Source organism: Halobacillus litoralis (genome assembly GCF_020524085.2).
GTDB classification, from domain to species: domain Bacteria; phylum Bacillota; class Bacilli; order Bacillales; family Halobacillaceae; genus Halobacillus; species Halobacillus litoralis_E.
In genome coordinates, this window is sequence record NZ_CP129016.1 from 414,738 (window position 1) to 438,342 (window position 23,605).

Annotated in this window: 24 protein-coding genes and 2 pseudogenes; 10 read left to right on the forward strand and 16 right to left on the reverse strand. The window is 43.5% G+C overall.

Translation table 11 applies throughout. From position 1 onward, the window contains the following. Position 1: 1 nt before the first annotated feature. Positions 2 to 2,003: pseudogene (locus LC065_RS02150) on the reverse strand (efflux RND transporter permease subunit). Positions 2,004 to 2,217: 214 nt separating this feature from the next. On the opposite strand from LC065_RS02150, the gene LC065_RS02155 reads away from it, so the two are divergent. Further along, positions 2,218 to 2,784, forward strand: a complete 567-nt coding sequence (locus tag LC065_RS02155; protein WP_226593690.1) for a TetR/AcrR family transcriptional regulator — start codon at positions 2,218 to 2,220, stop codon at positions 2,782 to 2,784. A 347-nt stretch (positions 2,785 to 3,131) separates the two neighbouring features. Here the strand turns inward: LC065_RS02155 and LC065_RS02160 are convergent, their stop codons facing one another. Beyond that, entirely contained in the window at positions 3,132 to 3,389 is a 258-nt protein-coding gene (locus LC065_RS02160; RefSeq protein WP_226593688.1) for a hypothetical protein, read from the reverse strand. Between the two features lie 434 nt (positions 3,390 to 3,823). On the opposite strand from LC065_RS02160, the gene LC065_RS02165 reads away from it, so the two are divergent. The 3 genes and pseudogenes from LC065_RS02165 to LC065_RS02175 all read left to right on the forward strand — a co-directional run bounded on the left by LC065_RS02165 (position 3,824) and on the right by LC065_RS02175 (position 6,409). After that, the gene (locus tag LC065_RS02165) at positions 3,824 to 4,564 is read left to right on the forward strand and encodes a metal ABC transporter ATP-binding protein (protein ID WP_226593686.1); all 741 of its coding nucleotides are present in this window, start codon (positions 3,824 to 3,826) and stop codon (positions 4,562 to 4,564) included. A gap of 3 nt (positions 4,565 to 4,567) precedes the next feature. Continuing rightward, a pseudogene (locus tag LC065_RS02170) lies at positions 4,568 to 5,426 on the forward strand (metal ABC transporter permease). A gap of 38 nt (positions 5,427 to 5,464) precedes the next feature. Then, entirely contained in the window at positions 5,465 to 6,409 is a 945-nt protein-coding gene (locus tag LC065_RS02175) for a metal ABC transporter solute-binding protein, Zn/Mn family (protein WP_226593684.1), read from the forward strand. 54 nt (positions 6,410 to 6,463) lie between these two features. Here the strand turns inward: LC065_RS02175 and LC065_RS02180 are convergent, their stop codons facing one another. From LC065_RS02180 to LC065_RS02190, 3 genes are read right to left on the reverse strand one after another with little or no spacing between them, the layout of a single operon-like run. Further along, positions 6,464 to 6,730, reverse strand: coding sequence for a hypothetical protein (locus tag LC065_RS02180; RefSeq protein ID WP_306163723.1), 267 nt, complete (start codon positions 6,728 to 6,730; stop codon positions 6,464 to 6,466). Positions 6,731 to 6,785: 55 nt separating this feature from the next. After that, on the reverse strand, positions 6,786 to 7,448 hold the full coding sequence (locus tag LC065_RS02185; RefSeq protein ID WP_306163724.1) for a class F sortase: 663 nt from the start codon (positions 7,446 to 7,448) through the stop codon (positions 6,786 to 6,788). A gap of 59 nt (positions 7,449 to 7,507) precedes the next feature. After that, on the reverse strand, positions 7,508 to 8,839 hold the full coding sequence (locus tag LC065_RS02190) for a copper amine oxidase (RefSeq protein WP_226593679.1): 1,332 nt from the start codon (positions 8,837 to 8,839) through the stop codon (positions 7,508 to 7,510). A gap of 282 nt (positions 8,840 to 9,121) precedes the next feature. Here LC065_RS02190 and LC065_RS02195 point away from each other — a divergent pair, with 282 nt between their 5' ends. Continuing rightward, positions 9,122 to 9,601 (forward strand): GNAT family N-acetyltransferase, encoded by a 480-nt coding sequence (locus tag LC065_RS02195; protein ID WP_226593677.1) that lies wholly within the window; start codon positions 9,122 to 9,124, stop codon positions 9,599 to 9,601. A gap of 37 nt (positions 9,602 to 9,638) precedes the next feature. Here LC065_RS02195 and LC065_RS02200 read toward each other — a convergent pair whose 3' ends face one another. The 6 genes from LC065_RS02200 to LC065_RS02225 all read right to left on the reverse strand — a co-directional run bounded on the left by LC065_RS02200 (position 9,639) and on the right by LC065_RS02225 (position 14,759). Next, entirely contained in the window at positions 9,639 to 10,034 is a 396-nt protein-coding gene (locus LC065_RS02200) for a VOC family protein (RefSeq protein ID WP_226593675.1), read from the reverse strand. Positions 10,035 to 10,767: 733 nt separating this feature from the next. After that, positions 10,768 to 11,643 (reverse strand): LTA synthase family protein, encoded by an 876-nt coding sequence (locus LC065_RS02205; RefSeq protein WP_306163725.1) that lies wholly within the window; start codon positions 11,641 to 11,643, stop codon positions 10,768 to 10,770. Beyond that, a complete protein-coding gene (locus LC065_RS02210) occupies positions 11,630 to 11,914 on the reverse strand; it encodes a hypothetical protein (RefSeq protein WP_306163726.1) in 285 nt (94 codons plus the stop codon). Before LC065_RS02210 ends, LC065_RS02205 begins: the two co-directional genes overlap by 14 nt. Then, positions 11,904 to 12,683 carry an LTA synthase family protein gene (locus LC065_RS02215; protein ID WP_306163727.1) on the reverse strand — a complete coding sequence of 260 codons (780 nt, stop codon included), beginning with the start codon at positions 12,681 to 12,683 and terminating at the stop codon, positions 11,904 to 11,906. The genes LC065_RS02210 and LC065_RS02215 overlap by 11 nt, the downstream gene beginning before the upstream one ends. A 452-nt stretch (positions 12,684 to 13,135) precedes the next feature. Then, positions 13,136 to 14,494: an FAD-dependent monooxygenase gene (locus LC065_RS02220; protein WP_306163728.1), complete on the reverse strand. Its 1,359-nt coding sequence runs from the start codon at positions 14,492 to 14,494 to the stop codon at positions 13,136 to 13,138. Beyond that, positions 14,433 to 14,759, reverse strand: a complete 327-nt coding sequence (locus tag LC065_RS02225; protein ID WP_306163729.1) for an FAD-dependent monooxygenase — start codon at positions 14,757 to 14,759, stop codon at positions 14,433 to 14,435. Before LC065_RS02225 ends, LC065_RS02220 begins: the two co-directional genes overlap by 62 nt. 357 nt (positions 14,760 to 15,116) lie before the next feature. Here LC065_RS02225 and LC065_RS02230 point away from each other — a divergent pair, with 357 nt between their 5' ends. Then, on the forward strand, positions 15,117 to 16,505 hold the full coding sequence (locus LC065_RS02230; protein ID WP_226593669.1) for an FAD-binding oxidoreductase: 1,389 nt from the start codon (positions 15,117 to 15,119) through the stop codon (positions 16,503 to 16,505). Between the two features lie 112 nt (positions 16,506 to 16,617). Here the strand turns inward: LC065_RS02230 and LC065_RS02235 are convergent, their stop codons facing one another. Next, the gene (locus LC065_RS02235; RefSeq protein WP_226593667.1) at positions 16,618 to 17,271 is read right to left on the reverse strand and encodes an SDR family oxidoreductase; all 654 of its coding nucleotides are present in this window, start codon (positions 17,269 to 17,271) and stop codon (positions 16,618 to 16,620) included. 220 nt (positions 17,272 to 17,491) lie between these two features. Between LC065_RS02235 and LC065_RS02240 the strand changes: the two genes are divergently transcribed. Then, positions 17,492 to 18,301 carry a low temperature-induced protein gene (locus LC065_RS02240; protein WP_226593665.1) on the forward strand — a complete coding sequence of 270 codons (810 nt, stop codon included), beginning with the start codon at positions 17,492 to 17,494 and terminating at the stop codon, positions 18,299 to 18,301. Positions 18,302 to 18,381: 80 nt separating this feature from the next. Then, positions 18,382 to 19,143: a sporulation protein gene (locus LC065_RS02245; protein ID WP_226593662.1), complete on the forward strand. Its 762-nt coding sequence runs from the start codon at positions 18,382 to 18,384 to the stop codon at positions 19,141 to 19,143. Positions 19,144 to 19,205: 62 nt separating this feature from the next. Here the strand turns inward: LC065_RS02245 and LC065_RS02250 are convergent, their stop codons facing one another. Then, positions 19,206 to 19,595 carry a YbaN family protein gene (locus tag LC065_RS02250; protein WP_226593660.1) on the reverse strand — a complete coding sequence of 130 codons (390 nt, stop codon included), beginning with the start codon at positions 19,593 to 19,595 and terminating at the stop codon, positions 19,206 to 19,208. A 246-nt stretch (positions 19,596 to 19,841) separates the two neighbouring features. On the opposite strand from LC065_RS02250, the gene LC065_RS02255 reads away from it, so the two are divergent. Next, positions 19,842 to 20,039: a hypothetical protein gene (locus LC065_RS02255; RefSeq protein WP_226593658.1), complete on the forward strand. Its 198-nt coding sequence runs from the start codon at positions 19,842 to 19,844 to the stop codon at positions 20,037 to 20,039. 60 nt (positions 20,040 to 20,099) lie between these two features. Here LC065_RS02255 and LC065_RS02260 read toward each other — a convergent pair whose 3' ends face one another. From LC065_RS02260 to LC065_RS02270, 3 genes are all read right to left on the reverse strand, one after another. Beyond that, the gene (locus LC065_RS02260; RefSeq protein ID WP_226593657.1) at positions 20,100 to 20,618 is read right to left on the reverse strand and encodes a YehS family protein; all 519 of its coding nucleotides are present in this window, start codon (positions 20,616 to 20,618) and stop codon (positions 20,100 to 20,102) included. 233 nt (positions 20,619 to 20,851) lie between these two features. Then, positions 20,852 to 22,126 carry an alanyl-tRNA editing protein gene (locus tag LC065_RS02265; RefSeq protein WP_371933439.1) on the reverse strand — a complete coding sequence of 425 codons (1,275 nt, stop codon included), beginning with the start codon at positions 22,124 to 22,126 and terminating at the stop codon, positions 20,852 to 20,854. 118 nt (positions 22,127 to 22,244) lie between these two features. Then, entirely contained in the window at positions 22,245 to 23,207 is a 963-nt protein-coding gene (locus tag LC065_RS02270) for an ATP-dependent 6-phosphofructokinase (RefSeq protein ID WP_226594102.1), read from the reverse strand. Positions 23,208 to 23,398: 191 nt separating this feature from the next. On the opposite strand from LC065_RS02270, the gene LC065_RS02275 reads away from it, so the two are divergent. Further along, the gene (locus LC065_RS02275; protein WP_146815834.1) at positions 23,399 to 23,521 is read left to right on the forward strand and encodes a YfhE family protein; all 123 of its coding nucleotides are present in this window, start codon (positions 23,399 to 23,401) and stop codon (positions 23,519 to 23,521) included. Positions 23,522 to 23,605 lie beyond the last annotated feature (84 nt).

A 23,605-nucleotide genomic window follows, 5' to 3' on the forward strand; every position in this document is an offset into this window, starting at 1 on the left:
CTCACTTCTCCTCCTTATAAAAGTTAGCTTTCCAAGTCGTTCTTTTAATCACACCGTCAAAAATGACGAGCAGGGCCGGAAGCACGAACACAACCATAAGGAAAGCAAGTAAAGCTCCCCGCCCTAACAACAACCCAATAGAAGATACAATCGGATTGGAGGATGTGATCCATAAAATAAATCCGACACTCGACAAAATGGCCGCTGATACGAAAATCGCGAAAATCTTATCATCGATCGTTTTCTTAATTGCTTTCAAGGCTGGCATTTCTTTTCTCAAATGATTATAGTTTTCCGTAAATAAAATCGCGTAGTCCACCGTCGCCGCGAGCTGGATGGTACTGATTAAAAGATAACCCACGTAAACAAGAGACGTATCCATAAAGTATGGGAATGATAAGTTGATCCATACGGAAGCCTGGATCGTCACCAGCAGAACGACAGGGATCGAAATCGAACGGAACGTGAGCAGCAGCACGAGCGCTACGGTCACGACCGTCAAAATATTGACGAGCCGGTTATCGTCCTGGACGATATTTTTCATATCATACAAAGTGACACTTTCACCGAGCATGTACGTTTCATCATAATAGCTCCCCGTGGTCTCCTTGATTTCATCTATAAGAGAAAAGGCTTTTTCCCCCTCGGCGTCCGTTTCGGTGTACAGAGTGATCCGTGCATAGTTCTCGGAATAAAAAGACTCCGTGATCGACTCCTCTAAATAAGCAGGCGGTATAGCAGGGCTGACCATGTTGACGTAAGAGATGACACTTGAAACAAGCGGAAGGCTTTCCAACTCCCGTACAAGCTCTTCCTCCTTGGCCCGGTCGCCTTCAGGTACGAGCAGGACCATTGGCATATTCTTTCCGAACTCCTCCTGAATCGCTCTTGCATCCTGGCCTGCCCGTGTGTTTTCAGGGTGTTCTCCTGTTCCATAAATGAAAGAAGTTTCGCTTTGCGCCAGGAAGGCAGGAACGATGATCAAAATGACAAAGATCAAACTCGGAATACGGAATTTCATGACACGTTTGCCGATTCCTTTGAAATCTGGAACAAACGGACGGTGCTGGGTACGATCAATCCAGTGGTAGAACATTAGCGTAAGCGCTGGAAGGAAAATCATCACACTGAGGAAACTCAGTAAAATTCCCTTCAGCAAGTTGAGACCTAAGTCTGCACCGATGCCGAAGTCCATGAAGGTGAGAGCCGTGAACCCGAAGAAGGTTGTCGACGCACTGGCGATAATTGCCGGAAACGACCGTTTCATCGCAAGCAGCATCGCTTCTTTCGGATCGGACACTTCTTTTCGATAATCAGAAAAGCTGTGCAGTAGGAAGATCGCATAATCGAGCGACACCGCGAGCTGTAAAATCGGTGCGACCGATTGCGTGACAAACGACACTTCTCCAATGAAGATATTCGTCCCCTAGGTTGATCAGGACAGAAACTCCGATCGCTGTTAAAAAGAAGACGGGTTCCATCCAAGATGTTGTAGACAAAATCAATATGAGGATAATGATCGGAACAAGCAGTGCTGCCGCATACATCGACTCACTGCCCGCCATCTTCTGAGAGACCGCTGTGTTGACCGCTTCACCTGCGACCGCATTTTCTTCACCAACCAAATCATAAATGGCATCGATCGCTTCCACTTCAAAACCTTCTTCAATCGTCACAGAAAAAAGGGCCGAACGTTTCTGATAATACGTTTCGACTGTATCAGGGTCGGCCATTTCCAGAGGGACTTTCAAGTCGATGACATCATCGAGCCACATCACATTTGTGACACCTTCGATTGAATCGAGGTCTTCTTTATAACTCAAGGCTTCGGTGACGGAGATGTCCTGGATCATGACCCTGGTATTTTCCACCGGCTCATCAAACTCTTCCTCCATCAACTCCATCGCTTCCATTGATGGAGAGTTTTCCGGCAGATAATCGACCATGTTGTAATTGACCGATACCCCGAACTGCGCCACTGTACTGAGAATGGTTAAAATCATAAAAATGATGACAATGCTTTTCTTATGCTTAATTATTCTTGATGCCCAGCCAATAAGGCCTCACCTCTCTTGCAAATGACATTCATACATTCTATCATTTTATTAACACCGTGTTGGATATTCAACAAACAGTTTTTTAACTACCGTCAGTTTCCCAACATAACTTTATTTTGTGTTGGATTGTCACAGAAATGTAACAAAAGGGGCCAGAACGATGAACGAAAAACTCGACCGCAGAAAAAAATATACAAGGAAAGTACTAAAGGAAAGTTTGATCAGTCTGCTTGCGGAAAAGCCGATTTCGGATATTACGGTAAAGGAATTATGTGAGCTTGCTGATATCAACCGTTCGACCTTCTACACCCATTACTCTGACCATTACGACCTGCTCAGCAAAATCGAAGAGGAAATCACAGAAGATATGAACCGTTACCTGCACAGCTATAACTACGAACATGAAGAAGAATCCATTCAGATGACCGAGAAGATATTGGAATACATCATTGAAAACAAACTCATGTTCCGGACCTTGCTTAACAAAGAGGCTGCTCCGACTTTTGAAAAACGAATGATGGACCTGACGCGGGGGTTCATGAGGAACAATTGGATGGACGAGCATGTGACAAATAAGCATGAATCGGAGTATTTAAGCTCCTTCGTCATCAGTGGAGCCATTCATGTGATCAAAGATTGGATTGAAAAAGATATGGATCAATCACCGCGCGAGATGGCCGTCATGATCAATCATTTTATTAATTACGGATTTTCTTATCTTGAATGATGTCCTCTTTAGTGGGATAGCGGGGCAATCATCGTTGTGATTCAAAGATTTCATGAGTGCCCCTTCCTCCTCATGGACTTAAATGTTTCAGCAGCTCTTTTTATATAGATAAATTGAGAAAATGAAAACAGGATAAGGAACAAACTCACTACGAAGGTTTCCAAAAAAGTCCCCCCTGCCATTTTTCCAATGGTGATTCCCAAACCCGACCCCTGAACAGTCGCTGGGTAGAGAATCGCTCTTTTTGTAAATCCTTTCTTCTCATATCTTTTTGAAACAGCTATAGAAAGGATAATCAAGACAATTGTTGCACTGAGGAAAATCCACACATCCAATGCAATTCCTCCTTACAGTAAAATACTCGTCCAGTGATAAATAGCTATAGAAACCAAAGCAACTCCGATTGCTGCAAAAACCATTCTCAATACCCACCAAGGTGCTTCTGGAAGGATCCATTGAGATAAAACCCCTGCCCATTCTTGGTTTTCCCAATCCATTTTTTCGTGTTGTTCCTCGTCATATTTATAAGCTGCGTAAAGCATAAACCACCCTGAATCTATTAATAAAATGGGGCCTGCGATGTTCCAGAACTTCTCTTGAGTCATGATCCTCCCCCTCTCATTCTATCTATCTTTTTTTCTGAACTTAGCTTTTAATAAATCAAAACCACATTAACATTATGAAAGAAAGCAATAAATGAAAGATCACAGGGAATGGATGGAAATGCCTCTGCACTTCCCTCTTCCCGCACTCACCTCAAGTCACCAACAGAAACTTTTTAAACGTTTTTTTCATAAAGGTTGACTTTTATTGGTTTCACCTATATATTTTGCACTAAGGAAACTTTTTAAACGATCATCAATTATTGTCAACTTTCTTTGAGATCCCCCATATAGTAAAAGGACTATTTTTTTACCCAAAAAGTTGCACTAAGGAAAATTAAATGAACAGAACAAATTTTTGTGATAATACGACAAAACCATGAGTATATCTAAACCTTATAAGTCATGGGGATATTCATGATAAAGGAGGAGAAAAGATGGCGAATGCTGCTCTATCCATCAAAAATCTGCACGTTTCGTACTATGGGAATGAAGCGGTAAAAGAAGTCAGCTTAACTGTGAACCCAGGAAATCTCGTTGGAATTATTGGTCCAAATGGTGCTGGGAAATCCACTTTTTTAAAAGCCATGTTGAACTTGATTCCACGGGATAAAGGAGAAATTAGAATTCTTGGAAAAACGGTGAAAGAAGTGAGGAAAAAAATCGCTTATGTCCCTCAGCGGAATGATATTGATTGGGATTTTCCGATCACCGTCCTTGATGCGGTGCTGATCGGTACCTATCCTAATTTGAAAATATTCAAGCGACCAAAAAAGAAAGACAAAGAATGGGCGATGGAATGTCTACGTCGAGTCGGTATGGAAGACTTCAGCAAAAGACAAATTGGAGAATTGTCCGGCGGTCAGCAGCAACGCGTCTTTTTGGCCAGAGCGCTTGCACAGAAAGCCGAGTTGTTCTTCCTTGATGAGCCGTTTGTCGGTGTGGATGCATCGAGTGAAGAGACGATTGTCCGCATTTTGAAAGAATTATGCTCTCAGGGAAAGACGGTCATCGTTGTGCATCACGATTTGAGCAAAGCCAACGATTATTTCAATCAACTCATTCTATTAAACAAAGAATTGATTGGGTTCGGCTCCGTCCAAGAAGTCTTCCAAACAGAAATCATTGAAAAAGCCTACCAAGGACAGTTTGCTTTTATGAAAGAGATAGGAGTGTAAGCCATGGCTTTTATTGAAGCAATTATGCAATATGGATTTTTACAAAAAGCGTTATTGACATCGGTTATGGTCGGAATCATTTGTGGAGTGGTCGGTTGTTTCATCATTCTCAGAGGAATGGCCCTTATGGGAGACGCCATCTCTCATGCCGTCCTGCCCGGAGTCGCGATTTCTTATATGTTCGGAATCAATTTCTTCTTCGGTGCTGTTTTCAGTGGTGTCATTACGGCGGTTGCCATCGGATTCGTCACTCAGAACAGCAGGATCAAACACGACACATCGATCGGCATCATGTTCACCGCGGCCTTTGCTGCAGGGATCATCATCATTACCATGTTAAAAAGCAGCACGGATCTCTATCATATACTGTTTGGAAATGTTCTCGCGGTCAGAGCCTCTGATATGTGGATCACGCTCGGAATCGGCGTTGTTATCCTAGCAGCGGTGTACCTTTTTTACAAAGAACTCCTGGTCACCTCCTTCGATGAAACGATGGGAGCGGCTTACGGTTTACCCGTACGACTGATTCACTATTTCCTGATGACTCTGCTAACGATGGGAACCGTAGCATCTTTACAAACGGTAGGAATCGTTCTCGTTGTTGCGATGCTGATCACACCTGCAGCGGCTGCCTACCTTTTGACGGACCGTTTATGGGTGATGATCTTCCTTGCTTCTGGTATTGGAATCCTTTCGTCTGTCATCGGGCTTTACTTTAGTTTCACCTATAACCTGGCTTCAGGAGCGACCATCGTCATAGCAGCAACGGCTATCTTTGTGCTTGTCTTCCTGTTCTCCCCCTAAACACGGTTGGTTATGGAGAATGTTGAAAGTCAGAAAGAAAAAAGCATCTCTTGTTTAATTTCAAAATTTCCATAGAAAAAAAGAGGAGGAATTTTCATGATTAAGAAAAAGTTTTTATTGTTAGCATCCACTCTATTCACCCTGCTTCTGCTGGCAGCATGCGGTGGAGAGGAAGCGAACGGAAACACGGAGCAGGAGGACGGAAAAGTCCAAATCGTAACTACGTACTCCATTGTCTATGACATTGTAAAAAACATCGGTGGTGATCAAGTCGATATTCACAGTTTAGCGCCTATTGGTTCCAATCCTCACGAGTATGACCCTTTACCAGAAGACGTGAAGAAAGCGACCGATGCGGATGCGGTGTTCTACAACGGCTTAAACCTTGAAGCAGGAAACGCCTGGTTCGACAAATTGATGGAAACGGCAGGAAAAGATGGTGAAGATGCACCTGTTTTCCTAATGAGTGATGGTGTTGAAGCGATGTATTTAACGTCAGAAGGGAACGAAGGTGAAGAAGATCCTCACGCATGGCTGGATGTTCGCAATGGAATCAAATATGCGGAAAATGCCAGAGATGGGCTGATCAAAGTCGATCCTGCGAACAAAGAGGTTTATGAAAAGAATGCCGAAGAATACATTGCTGAACTGAAAGCTTTACACGACAAAGCTGTGGAGCAATTCAATGAAATTCCAAAAGAAGAGCGTGTACTGGTGACAAGTGAAGGTGCGTTCAAATACTTCAGTGACGCCTACGGGTTCCAAGCGGAATACATTTGGGAGATCAACCAGGAAAATCAAGGGACCCCGGAGCAAATCACAAGAATCGTAGATATCATCAATGATAAGGAAATCACCGGTTTATTTTTAGAAACAAGTATCGACCCGCGCAGCATGGAAGCCGTCTCGAATGAAACCAATGTTCCGATCATGGGCGATGTTTTCACCGACTCTTTAGCTGAACCAGGTGAAGAAGGCGATACGTACATTTCCATGATGGAGTCCAATATCAATACAATTAAAGAAGGATTGAGCAAGTAAACATCTTCACTATAAAAGCTCCACACCCTAGGGTGTGGAGCTTTTTAGGTCTTTTTACTTTTGTCCGGCAATCTCCGATGGTGAAGATTCTTGCCCATCTTGATTAACGGTCGTCACGTAATACTGATGTTTGGAAGCTTCTGCATCCACAAAGGTTTTTCGTTCATGTTTGGATATGCTCGCCACCTTTTGAAAATCCTCTCCGTCTTTACTTTTATACACCCTGTATCCCGCTACATAATCCTCCCGAACAGCATGCCAGGTTACGAAAGTACCTTGTACCTGGACTTTGGCCGGAGGAGCGATATCCTTTTGGTCCATTTCCGGTTCCTTCAACTTAGAATAGACGACCAGTCGATCTTGATGCCCGCCGCGTTCACGAACAAATTCCCCCCGTGCAAGTAATGAGGTTCAACCGTTTCTCATTCGTGCTTCCGAAAATCATTTCAATCGGTGACTCTTCCATCGGATAACTTTCCAGCTTTTCCACGATATAGACTTTTTCATCGCCCTCTTCATTCTGGATTTTGATTTCATCACCTTTTTGAAGTTTCTTCAAATCATAAAAAACAGCAGGTCCTGTGCGACTATCGACGTGCCCTGCGATGACAGCGTTCCCTCGGTTCCCTGGCTGTGTACCCGGTTCAAACCAGCCGGATGCCTGCGGATCTTCAGGTACCCCCATTTGTCCATTGTCCAGGATTCCTACATCCTCAACGGATGCATCAACCCCAATGGAAGGGATATGAATGTGAGTAGGTATAATTCCAGGGTCTGATTGTTCTTGGTTTTTAACTACCTTTTCATCATTGAGGTCCTTTTCTTTATTCAATACCGTAAATTCGCCATCTAATATTTCTTTTTTATCATCTGAAGAAGCTTCTTGTACCTGTAAACTTTGAGAGGCATTCTCCACCCTTACAATATCAGGGTTCGTCTCTGTTTCAGATCCCAATGTCCACATATCCATTTCATATGAAACCATCACCATAGCGACCAATCCTACAACTGTAAAATACAGCCTCCATCCGATTTTCATAGTAAGCTCACCTCTATATGATTAAAGGAAGGGAAAAATTTTCTCCCCTCCCTGCCTAATTATTGTTGATTTACTCTTCTCACATAAATAAAGCTTGCCGAAGCAGCAGCCAAGAGACCGAACGCTACCCACAACCAAGTAGAAAGGCCTTGATCACTTGTACCACCAAATCCAGTATCAGGCATCTCTTCAGGCATCATTTCATGATTAAACTGATCCGGCATCTGTTTAACGATGGCATCTCCAAGCGTCTCACCAATTCCGAACATGAATCCATATCCTTCACGGAAAGAAGTGTAAGCTGCCTCATAATCTCCCTCTACATATGCGTCAAACGTTTTCAGCACTTGCTCTTCATGCATCCACACCGCTTCAGTAGCCGCTTCTTCAGGTAGATTGCCTTCAGTTGCAGAACCTAGGAATGCACCAAAATCTTCAGCGAACATCTGCAAACTTTCTTCTGCCATTTTTCTAGCTTCTTCATCTTCTTCAAGTGCAGCGGTAACAATATCAGATTGTGCATTGATGTGGTCTTGCTGCCAGACTTGTTCAAACTGCTCGGCACCTTCTTGTCCGTAAATAGACGCAATCGCTGCTTTGAAATCTTGTGTATGCTGGTTTTCTGCCCATGTAACAAAATCATAGTCCTCGGATTGATTATAACCCTTCTGCATTTCCAATACAGCTAAAGCAAAATGTTCTGAAGCAAGAGCATTCAAATTGGAACGAAGGTCAGCTGCAGGTGCATCTGCTTTCGTATTTTCAAATTGATCAGGCATTTGTGTGACGATCGCTGAGGAAAGAGCCTTACTGATATCAAACATACGCTGGAACCCTTCGCGATAAGTGGCATAGGCTTGCTCATACTCTTCATTCACATAGTGATCGAAGACTTTCACTACATCTTCTTCGTGAGCGGCAAGCACTTCTTTAGCTGCTTCCTCTGAAAGGTTACCTTCCGTTGCCGTTGCTAGAAAGCTTCCGAATTCATTCACGAACTCATCCACTTCCGCTTCTGCCATCTCACGTGCTTCTTGATCATCGTTTTTTGCAGCTTCTACAAAGCCATCCGAATAGTCATTATGCCCACGAAAAATCTCTTCAAATTTATTCGCTGCTTCTTCTCCATATACAGAAGCAATCGCAGGGGTCATGTCTTTTGCATTCTGATCGAGCTTTTCCCAAACCTGGTCCGCGTCTTCTGCATCCTCATAAGATTTCATCATGTATGTCGTTGCTAATACAAAGTGCTCAGATAGTAATTGATCCAAACTTGCTCTTAATTCAGAGGCTGGCGTTTTTACCGTTGCGCTGTTGTTTGCCATACTAACCGAAGGAACAATAAGAACAAGAGCTATCATTAGAACCAGTACTTTTTTCAAGTGTTTCATTTGGTCCTCTCCTTTTTTTACTTTTTATTTGTTATCAACAAGCTAACGAGAGGAAAATGAAATTGGATCACTATTTTCTACATTTTTTTATTATTTTTTCTATAGACCATATAGAAGCTAAAAAACACCATTCAAAAACATTGAACTAAAACCTCCTCCAAACTTCTTTAAAAGGAGTATCTTCCAGCAATAAAAGCTTAACCACTACCCTCATTTAATGAATGGAACTTTTCCTAATTCTTAACCGTATGGAAAAGTATCAATTATAAAGGAGAAATTCAAATGACGACTTTACGCAGGATGTCTGAAGAAGAATTTGTGCAATACATTGATTTTTCAATCGCTGCCTATGCAAAGGAAAAGGTGGCGGCAGGAAATTGGACAGAAGAGGAAGCGCTTGAAAAAGCAAAAACCACCCATGCAGAGCTGCTCCCTGAGGGAAAGGATACGGACGATCATTTTCTTTATACGATCCTGAATGAAAAAGGTGAAAACGTAGGCTGTTTGTGGATTTGTAAACAATCCCCTGACAAAGCCTTTATCTATGACATTCGAGTTTGGAATGATCGTCAGGGGCAGGGACATGGAAAAAATGCGATGAGACTGGCAGAAGAAGAAGCCAGTAAAATCGGGGTTCAGAAAATCGGCCTGCACGTATTCGGCCATAACACGGTTGCAAGGAAATTGTATGAAAACCTATCTTATAAAACGACCAACGTTGTGATGGAAAAAGACATCCAACCCAGACATAATGAAGAATAAACAGAAAAGAACCCTTGATGAAAGGGTTCTTTTAAGTCTATTTTGCATTTTCATCAGGTTGGTGAACACCGAAGATATTTCCTTCCGTATCCAAGTAATATCCCTGCCACGCCATTCCGGGAAGGGCGTATTTAGGAAGAGCGACCTTGCCTCCGTGTTCCATGATTTTAGCTTCACTCGCATCGTAGTCTTCCACTCCGATTGTACAGGCAAAACCATTCACCGCCTGGTTCAATTCTGGCGGTGCACTTTTGCGCTGCATTAAAGCTCCATTGATCCCAAGCTGATCTTCTGCCCCTGTTACCACTCCGAAATAAGGCATCCCTGCGTATTCACTCCAGTCTTCGAATTTCCAATCAAAGACCTCTCCATAAAATTTCTTCGCTCGTTCCATGTCATCGACATGAACTTCAAAATGCACAACTCTTCCCATCATCTCCACCCACTTTTTCAAAGATTTTGATCAAACGTAAAATGCTACTCGCTTACATATTCGCCTAACAATCATCTACTCCTGCTTCTTTATATGATTAAACTATATGGCAGGATTGTGGAAGACTCAGTTTCGAGATGTTCCTGGGTTCGTTTGCCTTGGTATGAGTCAGGGGTGGCTGGGAAGCTACTCGCTTTCCTGTGGGGGGAGTGCCGAGCTTCCTCGGGCTAACGCCCTGCGGGATCTCGCCTATCTCCTTCCTCCCACGGGAGTCTCGCAGCTTCCCATCCACCCCATTCGATGAAGGGGATAACGATCCCCTGTACCAAGTTGTGAGGTTTCCCACTATCCCGATTGTTGTAAGCATAAAACGCTCTGTATCAAGCTTTCAGAGTTCAAGTATCTCAGCGTGGGAGTATTATTCTTATACTCCCATCAAACTGAATAGCTGATTATTAAGTAAGTGGTTTCGAGACACTGATATAGCAAAGGGGCGGAGGGGAATGGCGAGACTCCTGCGGGAAAAAAGTGCAGGGTGAGACCCCACAGGACGAAGTCCGAGGAGGCTCACCGCGCTCCCGCGGAAAGCGAGCCATTCCCCGCAGCCCCCATCCACTCAACAAACGTCTCGAAACTGAGTCTTCAACAAACGGGAGCTTATATGTAAGATGAAAAAGTGTGATTTATAATAAAAAGCTTGCAGGGAAACTAGGGTTCCCTGCAAGCTCATGGTCTATTTCTTATCCTTTGAAGAATCTTTTTGTTCAATCATTTCAATTTCATCAAGGTAACGTAGCAAGTCTCCGTACACGACGGAATCAGATAAGGCTAGTTCTTCTTCTGCCTGCTTGAAGCCAGGCGCGCAAGCCTCTCCTTCTTCGACGGGTTCACCTGTTTCTCTGTCATAACAGTTTCCATTCACACCAACATATTTTTCATTGGCGAAGTTTCCATCTCGTGTGACCATCATTTCGCGACGATCTTCACTGAAGAGGTCCTGTCCAAATTGAACAGGGTTCTCATCTTCGACACCTAAAAGATTCATAAGCGTTGGACGTAAGTCAATCTGTCCTCCAACGGTGTCGTTTTCCTGCGGTTCAATGCCTTCTCCTAAAATAAGCAGAGGCACACGCTGCAATTGGAACTGTTCGTAATCATTGATGTCTTTATCAAGATACTCTCCCATCGCTTCCTTATGGTTTTCGGAGATTCCGAAGTGGTCCCCATAGATCACAAGGATCGTATCATCATAAAGATCGGATTTCTTGAATTCCTCGACGAACTGTTTCAAAGCTTCGTCCTGATAGCGGATTGTCTGGAAATAGCGGTTCAAGGTTTCACTCGACGTATTTCCTTTTTCAACGAATTTCTTATCTTCAGGCAATGTGAACGGATGGTGGTTTGTCAGCGAGATCATTTTGTTGTAGAACGGCTGCTCCAACTGTTCCATCTTATCTAAGGAGTCACTGAAGAAATACTCGTCCAGGTAACCCCAGCCGTAGGACTTCTCTTCGGTCACGTTGAAATCCTTTTTAGAGAAGTACTCGTCATACCCAAGAGAATCGTACATGACATTACGGTTCCAGAATGTTTCATCATTGGCGTGCATCGATGAAGTGAAGTATCCTTGTTCCCCCCAGTACTTCAGGAGTTGCTTGATATTCGTTTCCTGAGTGAGTGAAGAACGCTGCTCCACGGTTCAGTCCATACAATGAGTTATCAAGTAAGAACTCAGAGTCGGAGGTACGTCCTTGTTTGACCTGGTGATAGAAGTTGCTGAAGTAAGCCCCTTCCTCTTTCAGGTCGTTGAAATATGGAGTCAATTCTTCCCCGTTCACCGTATTATCCACAACAAAGGTCTGCGTACTTTCAAGGGACAACGCAATGACGTTTTTCCCCTTCCGCTACGCCTGTCATCTTACTGTTCGGCTCTGTTTTCTGTTCATTGATATAGTTCAAGACAGGTGAAAGTTCGTTACTATCAGCAAATGTCTTCTTCGCTTCTGTCTGACCTTGCAGGACGATATCATACGCGTGGAAGTTCAGGACACCGATATACTTCACGAGCATGTTACGATCAAAAGCTCGCTCCAGTAGTTGTGTACGTTCGGTTGTCGCCCAGCCTAAGTTCACCAGGAACAGAGGAATCGCAATGACAGCCAAGATCAAGCCTTCTCTTCGCTTCGGCATGAAACTTTGGAAGCGTTCCGGTTTCAAATAGAATAGTAGAAACGCAGCAACCAATACATCGACGAATAAGAAAATGTCTGTCACAGATAGAATTTTAGTGATACTGCCCCCCATACCAGCCAGGTTCGCAGCTTGCCCTAACATCGGAATCGTGAGGAAGTCACTGTATTCCCTGTAGAACAGGACGTTTACATATAATAAGAGGGAACCAAATATATACGTCGCCAGCATCCCTCTTCGGCCTGCCAACATAATCCCCACTCCAAATAAGAGGAAAATACTACTCAATGGGTTAAAAGCTAAAATAGCCGCTTCATTGGCGTTTTCAATATCAAGCGTAAAAATACCACCTTGTATGAAGTACATCTTCGCCCAGAAAATCGCCATCACTGCAGCATAAATCATACTTTTCTTCTTAAATGCGGGGTCTTTCATTTTCGTTTTTAATTTTGAAAACATGATCAAACCTCCGTTGATTTAACCTTTATCTATTTTCATCAGTCTTTCCATCATTAAGTCTCGTATACTAGCATTTTTTCATGACGTTGTAAATGAAGACGAAACTTATCATAACACATGTTCCATAGAAATATACCATTATAATTAAACTGTTAAACTCATTTAAAGAGATGACATATCCGTTACATAGAAGATAAAAAACAGACAAAAAATCCCACCAACAATGATAAGGGTTGATAGGATTTCCTAATAAGTTCTTATAAACCTATTCTTTTACGCGTTTCTCTTTAATCATTCCAACCACTTTTCGTCACTCGGATCTGTTTGCTTAAACTCCCTACTCTCGACGAGGAAAAGGAGTGGCCCCCATCCGCCACGGCATGTTCGTCATGATCGTGGCGGAGTACAGCTATAAATGAAAAAAACGCCTGTTCAGACGTTTTTTTCTTCACTTAACTAAAGAAACTGCTTACTTTTTTTAGTGTCTGTTCAACGTCTGAGGATGTTTCGTGAAAAGCCACATGGCCATCAGGTCGTATAAGTAGCGTATGGCCCTTCTTTATACCAAGCTTATTACCCAAATGCCGATGCACGTCGTAAATGATCGGAAGATCGCCACCATTTGTTCTTACCGTCCCACCTTTAGCAACGAGAAAAACCTTGATGAGTCCTCCATATGTTCCGTCGACTTTTTTTGAAAAAATGTGCGCTTCATCAATAAGTGACTGTTCCTGTGCGTCTATATAGATAAAGCAGACGTATCCATACCTCCGTATCAACGGGTACACACTTTTATCATTGGAACCATCAAAGAATAAAAGGTGATCAGGCACCCGTTCGCCTGCTCGTATCGCTTCTTTAGAAAGAGACGAGTCTTGCAACTCCTTGTTTTTGGAGGTCTCGTCATATTCGTTATATATATTGGAAAGGTGGTTAGCAATCTTTTTTTGAACCCAGTCCTGCGTTAGAGCTGCTTTCCCCGTCCAATTCCGTATTTTCCCTTGCGTGCCTTGAAGGTCGATAATTTTAAGCATGCGTGACGTTTCTTTCAATACATCCAATCCAATCGGAGCCCGTTCGTGATGATAGCTGTCGAGGAAAGAATCATCCGCGTAGCCGTTAAGCACGACATCCAGCTTCCAAACGATGTTCGCTGCATCCTGCAAACCAAGGTTCATCCCCTGACCACCAATCGGATTATGGATATGTGCTGCATCCCCAACGAAAAACACTTTCCCCTTCCTGTAGTTGGGCACTTGCCGATGAGCGGTCCCAAAGTAAGAAAGCCATTTAGGGTTCTCTACTTGGTAAGACTCCGACAATACCGTATTCAAACTTTCCTGCAAATCTTCCAAAGTCAACTCTTCATGGTGAGGAAGCCCTTGTCTGGATCGATTCATTCCAACCACCCGGTAACTGCCGTCCTTATATGGAAAGAAAGCGACAGCCCCCCGATCATTCAAGTGCATATTAATATAAATTTCATTCAGGGTAGGAACATCAACGTCCCCAAGGAAAAACGTGTACCCTTCATCCTCCCCTTCAAAAGGCACATTCAAATCCTCGCGAACTTTACTATGAGCACCATCACAAGCGAGAAGGTATTTAGCGACATATCTCTTCATTTCTCCATTATGCTTCGCAGTAACATACACACTCTCGTCGGATTCCATCACTTCCACCACTTCGTGTTCTCTGTTGATCCTCCCCCCTAATGATGAAAGGTGATCTTCTAATATATTCTCGGTTTCACTTTGAGGAATAATAAGTAGATATGGATATTGACTCTCGATATGATAGAGTTCCACCACAGAAGGTTTTTCCCCTCCGAGATGGAGCTTGGATCCTGGCTGGACCTGGATATCCTTTCTTCAAGAATTCCTGATGAACGCCTAACAGTTCAAACATTTCAAGCGTTCGCGCCTGAATGCCGAGAGCTTTGGAGAGTTCTGAATGACTAGATCTCTGCTCTAAACAGATAAAATCCATGTCCCGCTTTTGCAGTTCATTAGCCGCCATAAGACCGGCTGGCCCTGCTCCAATAATAAGCACATCGGTTTCAATTACAGAAGTCATCATTCGTGCTCCTTTCCCCAGTCTTTTATTCACTATTTTATAAAGAAACGTGGATCATTCTTTTTTCGTTCGTCTATGAAATAGAAAGCCTATCATCATACGATACCCGTATTTGGACCTATGATGCACCTATGAGCATGTTCACTGCATTTCTTTTTTTGAAAATTCAACCAAATATCTAATTCAGTAGCTTTGTACATAATTTCTAGACTTTTTTAATCTTAAAAACAAAGTAGAATTTGTCTGTTTTTATCTAAATATTGTAATTTTTAAGAATAAATTGAAAATTTATGGAGTGGTGGGTATACTTGGATGTGTCAGAAGTCCTTAAGCCTAAAAATATTAAGGAGGAGAAACATGTTAGAACAATCCAAAGTGGAATCTTTCTCTGAAAAGATGCGAGGTCATTTGGTGATGCCAGACGATTCAAATTATGATGAAGTTCGGACGATCTGGAATGGAATCATTGATCGCAAGCCAGCTTTGATTGCTCAATGTGTAGGAACAGCCGATGTAGTCAGCGCGGTGAATTTCGCACGTGAAGAAGGATTAGAAGTTTCCGTCAAAGGTGGGGGCCACGGGGTTGCCGGAAAAGCCATCTGTGACAATGGACTGATGATCGACCTTTCCCTGATGAACACTGTCCGTGTCGATTCAAAAGCCAAACGTGTACGTGTAGAAGGCGGAGCAAAGCTTGGCGACATGGACCATGAAACCCAGGCATTCGGCCTAGCCACCACCGCAGGAATGGTGTCTGTCACTGGTGTTGGCGGATTGACTCTAGGTGGAGGTATCGGTTATTTAGGGCGAACTTATGGACTTAGTGCGGATAACTTAATGAGCGCGGATGTCGTTACGGCTGAAGGAAAAGTCATCCACGCAAGCGAAACAGAGAACTCTGACTTATTATGGGCTCTCCGCGGCGGTGGCGGAAATTTCGGGATCGTCACCTCATTCGAATTCAAACTGTATGAAGTCGGTCCCGAAGTGATGACAGGTCAATTATTTTTCCCGATCGAACAAGGAAAAGAAGTGCTCCAGATGTACCGCAAAGTGATGGATGAAGCACCAGACCAACTCACGCTGAACGCCATGGTAATTAAAACTCCTCCTGCAGAACCCTTTCCACAACAGTACCATGGAAAACCTGCGCTTGCGATCGTAGGCTGTTATGCTGGAGATCTTGAAAAGGGCAGACGGTTGATGGAGCCATTAGAAGACTTTGGCCAACCCATGCTGAAAATGGTCCAACCGATGCCTTACAAACACTTACAGTCCAGTTTCGATGCGGCTAACCCGGATGGAGGCCGCTATTACTGGAAATCTCAATTTTTAAAATCAATTCCTGATGATGCCCTTGATACGATTTTAGACTACTCTTTCAAAGCTCCCGGTGCATTTACGGCCACTTTCCTCGAGCCTATGGGTGGCGCCATTAACCGTATAGGAAAATCAGACACCGCCTACCCGCACCGTGATGCCATGTATAATTTAGGGGTTTGTGCCGGATGGATGGAAGAAGAGGATGATGACGCGTGCATCTCCTGGACAAGGGAATTCCATAATAAAATGTCCACTTACTCTACGGGCGGCGTTTACTCCAATTACCTTTCCGAAGGAGAAGAAGAACGCATCAAAGCAGCCTTCGGGGAAAACTTTTATCGTCTGCAGAAAATTAAGAGCAAGTACGACCCTGGCAACTTCTTCAGCAAAAACATGAACATCAAGCCTGTGAGCACGACATAATGAAAGTTAAAGCGGCAGCCTTGAGGCTGTCGCTTTTTCTACATAACAAACACCTTCTCATAAACAAAAAGACAATCCGCCATAACGGCCGATTGTCTTTCATCCAAAACCCTTATGTCAGCGAAGCAATCGCATCTTTCACCGATTGTTCTCCACCTACGACCTGAAACTCTTTGCCAATCGTTGAATCATCCTCCAACGTAGCCAAGATCACCCGAGCCACATCTTCGCGAGAGATTTCGCCTCTTTCGACAGTTTCAGAAGCCTTGACATTCCCGCTTCCCTCATCATTGGTAAGCATACCAGGATGGATGATTGTATAATCCAAATCCGTTCTTCTCAGCCAATCATCTGCATAGTGTTTCGCTACGACATAAGGAGCGAATGACGAAGGAGCGCCCTGAATCGCTTCACGCGTTGTATCAAACGAACTGATCATAACGTAGCGGTCTATGCCTTTTTGTTTCGCTGCTTCTATCGTTTTTACTGCGCCATCAAGGTCAATCATAACCGTCTTATCAGGTCCCGTGTTCGGCCCCGAACCAGCCGTGAATACGACGGCATCCACACCCTTATAAGCTTCGGCAATCGTGTTTGTATCATCTTCAAGGTCGACTAAGACCGTTTCTGCACCGAGTTCCTTGAAATAAGATGCTTGTTCTTCTTTGCGGATCATTGCTTTTGCTTCCATTCCATCCGTTTCTTGAATAAACTTGACGAGATGTTTGCCTACTTGACCATTTGCACCTACAACAAGTACCTTCATTTTTTCATCCTTTCTATGCCTCTTCACTAAATTTTATTCCTACATTAAATGTTACCCAAATCAAAAGAAAGAAAACCGACTTTACGCTTAAAAGGACCTTACAAGAAGGAATCCCCTTTTTCAGAAGCACAACTAAGAGACTATTTTATCCAATGAGAGGTTACAGGTAGATAGAAAGGGTATGAACCTACTAACGGAATCTTAAAGGAGGAAACTTATCATGGATAAAAGAATCATAGGCGGTGTTTTTTCAAAAGTCGGCCATGCAGAAAAAGCGATTACGGATTTACAGCATCACGGATATGGATCGAACGACATCTCTGTTTTTGCAAGAGACAAAAGCAAAATCAATGTGCTGGAGGAAGAAATGGATACCACGGTCACATCTAATCACAGCGGCCGAGGCAAGAAAGCAGGAAAAGGTGCAGGGCTCGGGGCCCTGTCTGGAGGGGCCTTAGGTGGTATTGGTGGACTCATTGCAGGGTTAGGTCTCCTTGCCATCCCTGGAATCGGACAAATTGCTGCCGCAGGCCCCATTGCTGCCGCTCTTACGGGAGCAGGCATAGGCGCTGGTGGCGGTGGAATTGTCGGGGCTCTTGTCGGAGCAGGTATGTCAGAGAAGGATGCCCATCAGTACGAGAACCATTTGAAGGATGGAAAGATCATTGTCATCGTGGAAGCGACGGAAAAATTACAGGACAAAGTCTACCGCACGTTCCTTTCGAATAAAACGGAAAACTCATCCATGTACCCGAACCATTACCAAAACCATGACCACTCCACTCGTCATGATTCTGATATGAGAGACCCTGATCATTCTACACATCATGATTCCGTTTCAAAGGACCATGATTACACTACTCAGCATGATACCGTTTCAAGAGAGCATGATCATCAAAATAAAACAGATGTAGTGAAGGAAAAATTGTATGCCGGCCATTCATCTAAGGATTCAACACCTACTTCAAATACTTCAAATGAAACACGTTCTCGAACGGCCGAAAGACACCGCTCCAACAAACACGACTGATTCAAAAGAGGTTTCTCATCAAAATTTTTGAACCTTTTCCTTCTAATCGTTCGTATAATCAAGTGAAGGAGGAGATCCGCATGTTCAAAAAATTATTAGCAAGTGTTGGCATAGGCGCTGCCAAAGTGGATACACAACTAGAAAAAGACCAATTCATCCCAGGTGAAACCGTCCACGGTAAGGTGGTCATCCAGGGAGGAGACGTCGAACAATCCATCGACTCCATCCATATCTTCCTCATGACCGAGGCCATCCGTGAAGTGGATGATAAGAAAGTAAAAGAAAAAGTGGCTTTGCAAAAGTACCCGATTGCCGGTCAGGAGATGATCAAGGAAGGGGAAACGAAAGAGGTCCCATTCTCCATTCAGCTTCCTTATCATGTCCCTGCTTCGCACGGCAGACTTCCGATCTGGTTCGAAACCGGCCTCGACATTCCGATGGCTCTGGACCCTGAGGACCGCGATCCGATTAAAATCGCCCCACATCCATACATCGATCAGGTATTGCAGGCTTTAGAAAGCCATTTAGGTTTCCATTTAAGAAAAGTCGAAATGGAATACTCGAAGCGCTACGGATATGTACAGGAATTCGAATTCGCCCCTGGTGGAGAATACCGTTCCTATTTAGATGAACTGGAAACCATTTTCTTCCTACATGAAGACCGTATCGATGTCATGCTTGAAGTCGACCGCCGGGCGCGAGGACTCGGAGGGTTATTTGCCGAAGCTTTGGAAATGGATGAAAGCCGCGCGAAAGTGACGTTCACTGACCACGAGCTGAACGGTTCGTTGGAGACAGTAGCTCGTAAGTTGAAGCAGACAATTGATCAATATAAAAAATAAAGAAAGCGGACCCTCTCCAATCTTGGTGAGGATCCGCTTTTTATCATTTCATCCATTAACAATTAGGACTGTTCCCTTTCAGGGTGGTATGTTTTCGTCCAAAGAATGAGGACTGTAAAGAAGACTCCACCAAAGATGAAACCAGCTCTCAACAACGGATGAGATGTGATAAAGAAAGCTGAAAATAAGAAGGAAAACCAAATCATGATGAGCAGCGATACCTTTGCACGAACAGGAATTCCACGGCCAGCCTTATAATTTTTAATATAAGACCCGAACCATTTATTCGAAATTAGCCAGTTATACAGACGATCTGAACTCCGCACATAACAAGCTCCCGTCAACAGTAAAAAAGGGGTCGTTGGAACAAGGGGAAGCACAATCCCCAACACACCCAGGACAAGGGATATACTTCCGATCACGATTAATAACACTCTAACCATTTGTTTCATAGGCGATCTCCTCAACACATCGTTACGCCTTTGTTCTTCCTTGTACATTAAGTAGTTTCAGACAACAAAAGCTCTCTCTTCTTCCAAGCTTACTCCACATACTGTTCATTGTTCAACCAATGGCATTTCATTGAGCCTAATAAGAATGTTTTATAGAAAATTCTGAGGGGTAAACACCCTTTGTTTGTTCACTTTCTACGTAAAAGTAATCCACTCAAACGGTAAATACATAAGGAGGATGTACACATGGTCGTATCTGGAAGAGTCCATTATAAGCATCATCAGATTGATTTTGAAGTCAGAATGAACCATGAAGACATAAAAGAAGGCGAAATTGCCTCTGAAGAAGCAAAGCACGAGTTGATCCATGCTATAAACCGCAAATTCCGAGTGAAATATCCTCTCTCAAGTACCATCGATCCCGTTCATGTCCGTGAATTCTAAACTATTCTTCTATTCTTACTGAAAAAGAGGTCTAACCAATGAATGGTTTGACCTCTTTTTTTAACCTCTATATTTGATCGTTAATCCTTTTAAGAAGTTCCTGGCATACTGATCGCCGAACTGTCTATAATTCTTATGCCCTTCTTTCCTTAGTAAACCACTTAGTTCCCCTTTAGTGATTTTCACGTCCGCTGCATCCATGATATCCATGACATCCTCGTTCGTCAGTTTCAGGGCAATTTTTACTTTTTTCAGCATGACATTATTCACACTGGAGTAATTCTTAATCGAACGATCGGGTTTATTCGATTGACCAGGCTTAGACGGTTGTGGCCCCCGCTTGAATGTGATGAATCCATTCAAAAAGGACTCCAGCATGCTGTTGGTGCATTTGATGTGATCTTCATCTTCATAAACTTCATCATCTTCCGCATCATAACTATCCTCTGACTTTGTGAGGACCTTTTGAACTTCTTCTTTCGTAAGGTCTACTCCGCCAAGCTTGAATATTTCAATCATATCTTGATCTTTAATGTCGAGGGCGTATCGTAGTCGAATCAGTATATCGTTATTATCCATATATAAACCTCCAAACTATAGCTTTCTCACTACAGTAATTTTAAAAACGTTCAAGTTCACATCATAACATGTTCCATTACAAGTTAGTGTAACCGAACGGAATTATTCCTAAGCGGATTATAGAAGAGCAAAAGAGACACTTGAGGAATCTCTTTTATTTTCTAGAATAGGGGCTTGAACAAAAACAATTGGGGTCAACAACGGATGATCTTTCTTTAGTCTCTATTGAAATTTCATAATAGGGTTTGGACTTGACCAGCAAAAGCCACTCCATCTATCAGTCTCTTTCCTCCACCTTGAACAAAGTTAGGTTTACCTCCGCCTTTTCCTTCGATAAGGGGCATCGCTTGTTTGGCTACGTGGTTCATATTACGATCGATGTGATCTCCGCGAGCAAGCACGAACTGCAGTTGTTCTTCCTGTTCACTGATGAGAATCACATACGCTTCAGGAGCTTCTTCGATGATGGCTTTCCCTAGAGACTGAAGCGTCTTGATTGGACGATTGTTGAAAACGCGCTGAATCACTGACTGTTCTTTGGACGCTGAAAGGATCTCCTTCGCTTCATAGTGAAGAAGCTGTTCCTCCAGCTCAGCAATTTTCTTGTCTTTCTCCTTACTTGCCTTGATCAGTTCTCCAACTTCCCCGACAAGCTGTTGTTCCGGCTTCGGAACAATCCGCTTCATTTCGGTCAGCACCAGATGCTTCTGACCGAGCTTTTGCAAGACCCGATTACCGCAAACGAACTCTAAGCGCACCTGCTTCTTGTTTTTGGTCCACCCTAAAAACTTGGCAGCCATGACTTCCCCAGTTGAGTGAGGATGCGTGCCACCGCAGCCGTTGTAATCAACCTCTGGTATGACGACAAGGCGCACATCACCTTGAACAGCGAGTGGTTTGCGAAGCGGATACTTTCCTGCGTCCTCCACCGACATCCACGTCGTTTCAACCGGATAGTTGGAACGGATGATTCGATTCACCTGCTCTTCTACTTTCTCCAGCGTTTCGCCGGACAGGGTTTCCGTATCCAAATCAATGGTCACCGTATCTTTTCCTAAATGAAAGCTCGTGGTCTGCATATCGAATTGATCGTCGAAGACAGCGGAAATGATATGCTGACCACAGTGCTGCTGCATGTGGTCCATCCGTCGATCATGGTCGACCCTACCATGTACGATTTCTGTACCAGTGGGAAGGCTGTCTGCTATGTAATGGCGCACCTCTCCTGCGACTTCTTCAACATCGAACACCACAATTCCATTCAAGGTCCCTTCGTCGTGCGGCTGTCCGCCCCCTGTTGGGTAAAAGGCCGTTTCTTCAAGCACAACAAACAAGCCATGTTCATCTTCATCTATTTTAATTACATTTGAATCAAATTCCATCTTGTAAGCATCTTCATAGTACAGCTTTCTTGTCATTGTACGTTCCTCCTCTAAATTCCTAAGGATATCGTAACATGATTGGGATTGACCATGCTCCTTTGCTTTAGTATGAAAAAACCACCCAATATTTGGATGACCAGGTCTTACATATTATACCATTTCCATCCATGACCCCTCATCTCTGGAATAAACCTCTTCAAAAAAAGAAGGATCAACGTCTTTCACGCTGTCCTTCCTTCTCCTTCTATATAGACATTCTCCCTAATAACTCATACATACCTTCATCAATTTGAGACGTTTGTGAAAAGACATGGTCGAATGCATAGCTCTCAAGGGTATTGTTTTTCAGACCGACGACCTTGCCGGATTCCTTTGAGAGCAGCAGATCAATAGCGTGTGCCCCTAATCGACTGGCCAGCACTCGATCTCTCGCCGTTGGAGCTCCCCCGCGCTGTGTGTGGCCTAGAACAGTGACACGGGATTCAATCCCTGCTTCTTCTTTCAACTTGGCATTGAGATCGATTCCATTCATACCACTACCTTCAGCTACTATGATGATACTATATCTTTTGTCCCTGGAAGGTCCACTTTTGATCTGATCTATAATGGTGTTCATGTCCTCTTTTTTCTCAGGGATCAAAATATTCTCGGCTCCACCAGCAAGCCCTGACCATAACGCCAGATTCCCTGTATCTCTTCCCATCACTTCAATAATTGAGGATTTTTCATGAGAAGACGCCGTATCACGAAGGCGATCAATATAATCAATGATTGTATTTAACCCTGTATCAAAGCCGATGGCCTCAGCTACACCCGGGATATCGTTATCAATCGTAGCCGGGATGCCGACACATGGAAAGTTCTTTTTTTGTAACGAAGCAGCGACTGCTAAGTCTTCTCTTCCACCAATCACAACTAAGGAATCGATTCCTTGTTTGTGCAGATTTTCAATGGCTTTCTCCTGACCTGCATCCGTGTGAATCTCATCACATGTGTAGGATTGCAGGATTGTCCCTCCACGTTGAATAATAGAGCCTACAGATGATGCCTCCATTTTCTCCAACGTTTCATTCAACAGACCTTGAAAACCATACTTGATTCCAACCATTTCAACGCCGTAATAGATTCCTGATCTCACGACTGATCGTATGGCTGCGTTCATTCCGGGAGCATCTGCTCCACTCGTCAACACACCGATTCTATCCATCGTCATCACTCACTTTCCTACGAATCAACACTATATATTCTATACCCTTCCAGTGCTTGCCACAAGTCGACCCTGTCACTCCTAAAGCAATGGCAATAGTTTTGGGAGAGGACCAACACGCCCAGCTATAGAATAACCTTTTCCCAAACCGTTCATAATGAAACTAATGACAGGCAAAGGAGGGATTAGGAATGAAATCGAAAGCCCAAATTTCCAAAGAAAAAAGAAGTACATTAACGAAAGCACAAGAAGTAAAGTTCCAGCAAGCATTTAAAAGAGCGAATAAAATCGTAGAAAACACAAGAATGAAGTAATGGTGCTTACAGCGACTTATCCTTTCTGTCATAAAAAAACACCCAGCATTGCCACACTGAGGGCACTACTGGGTGTTTCATTAT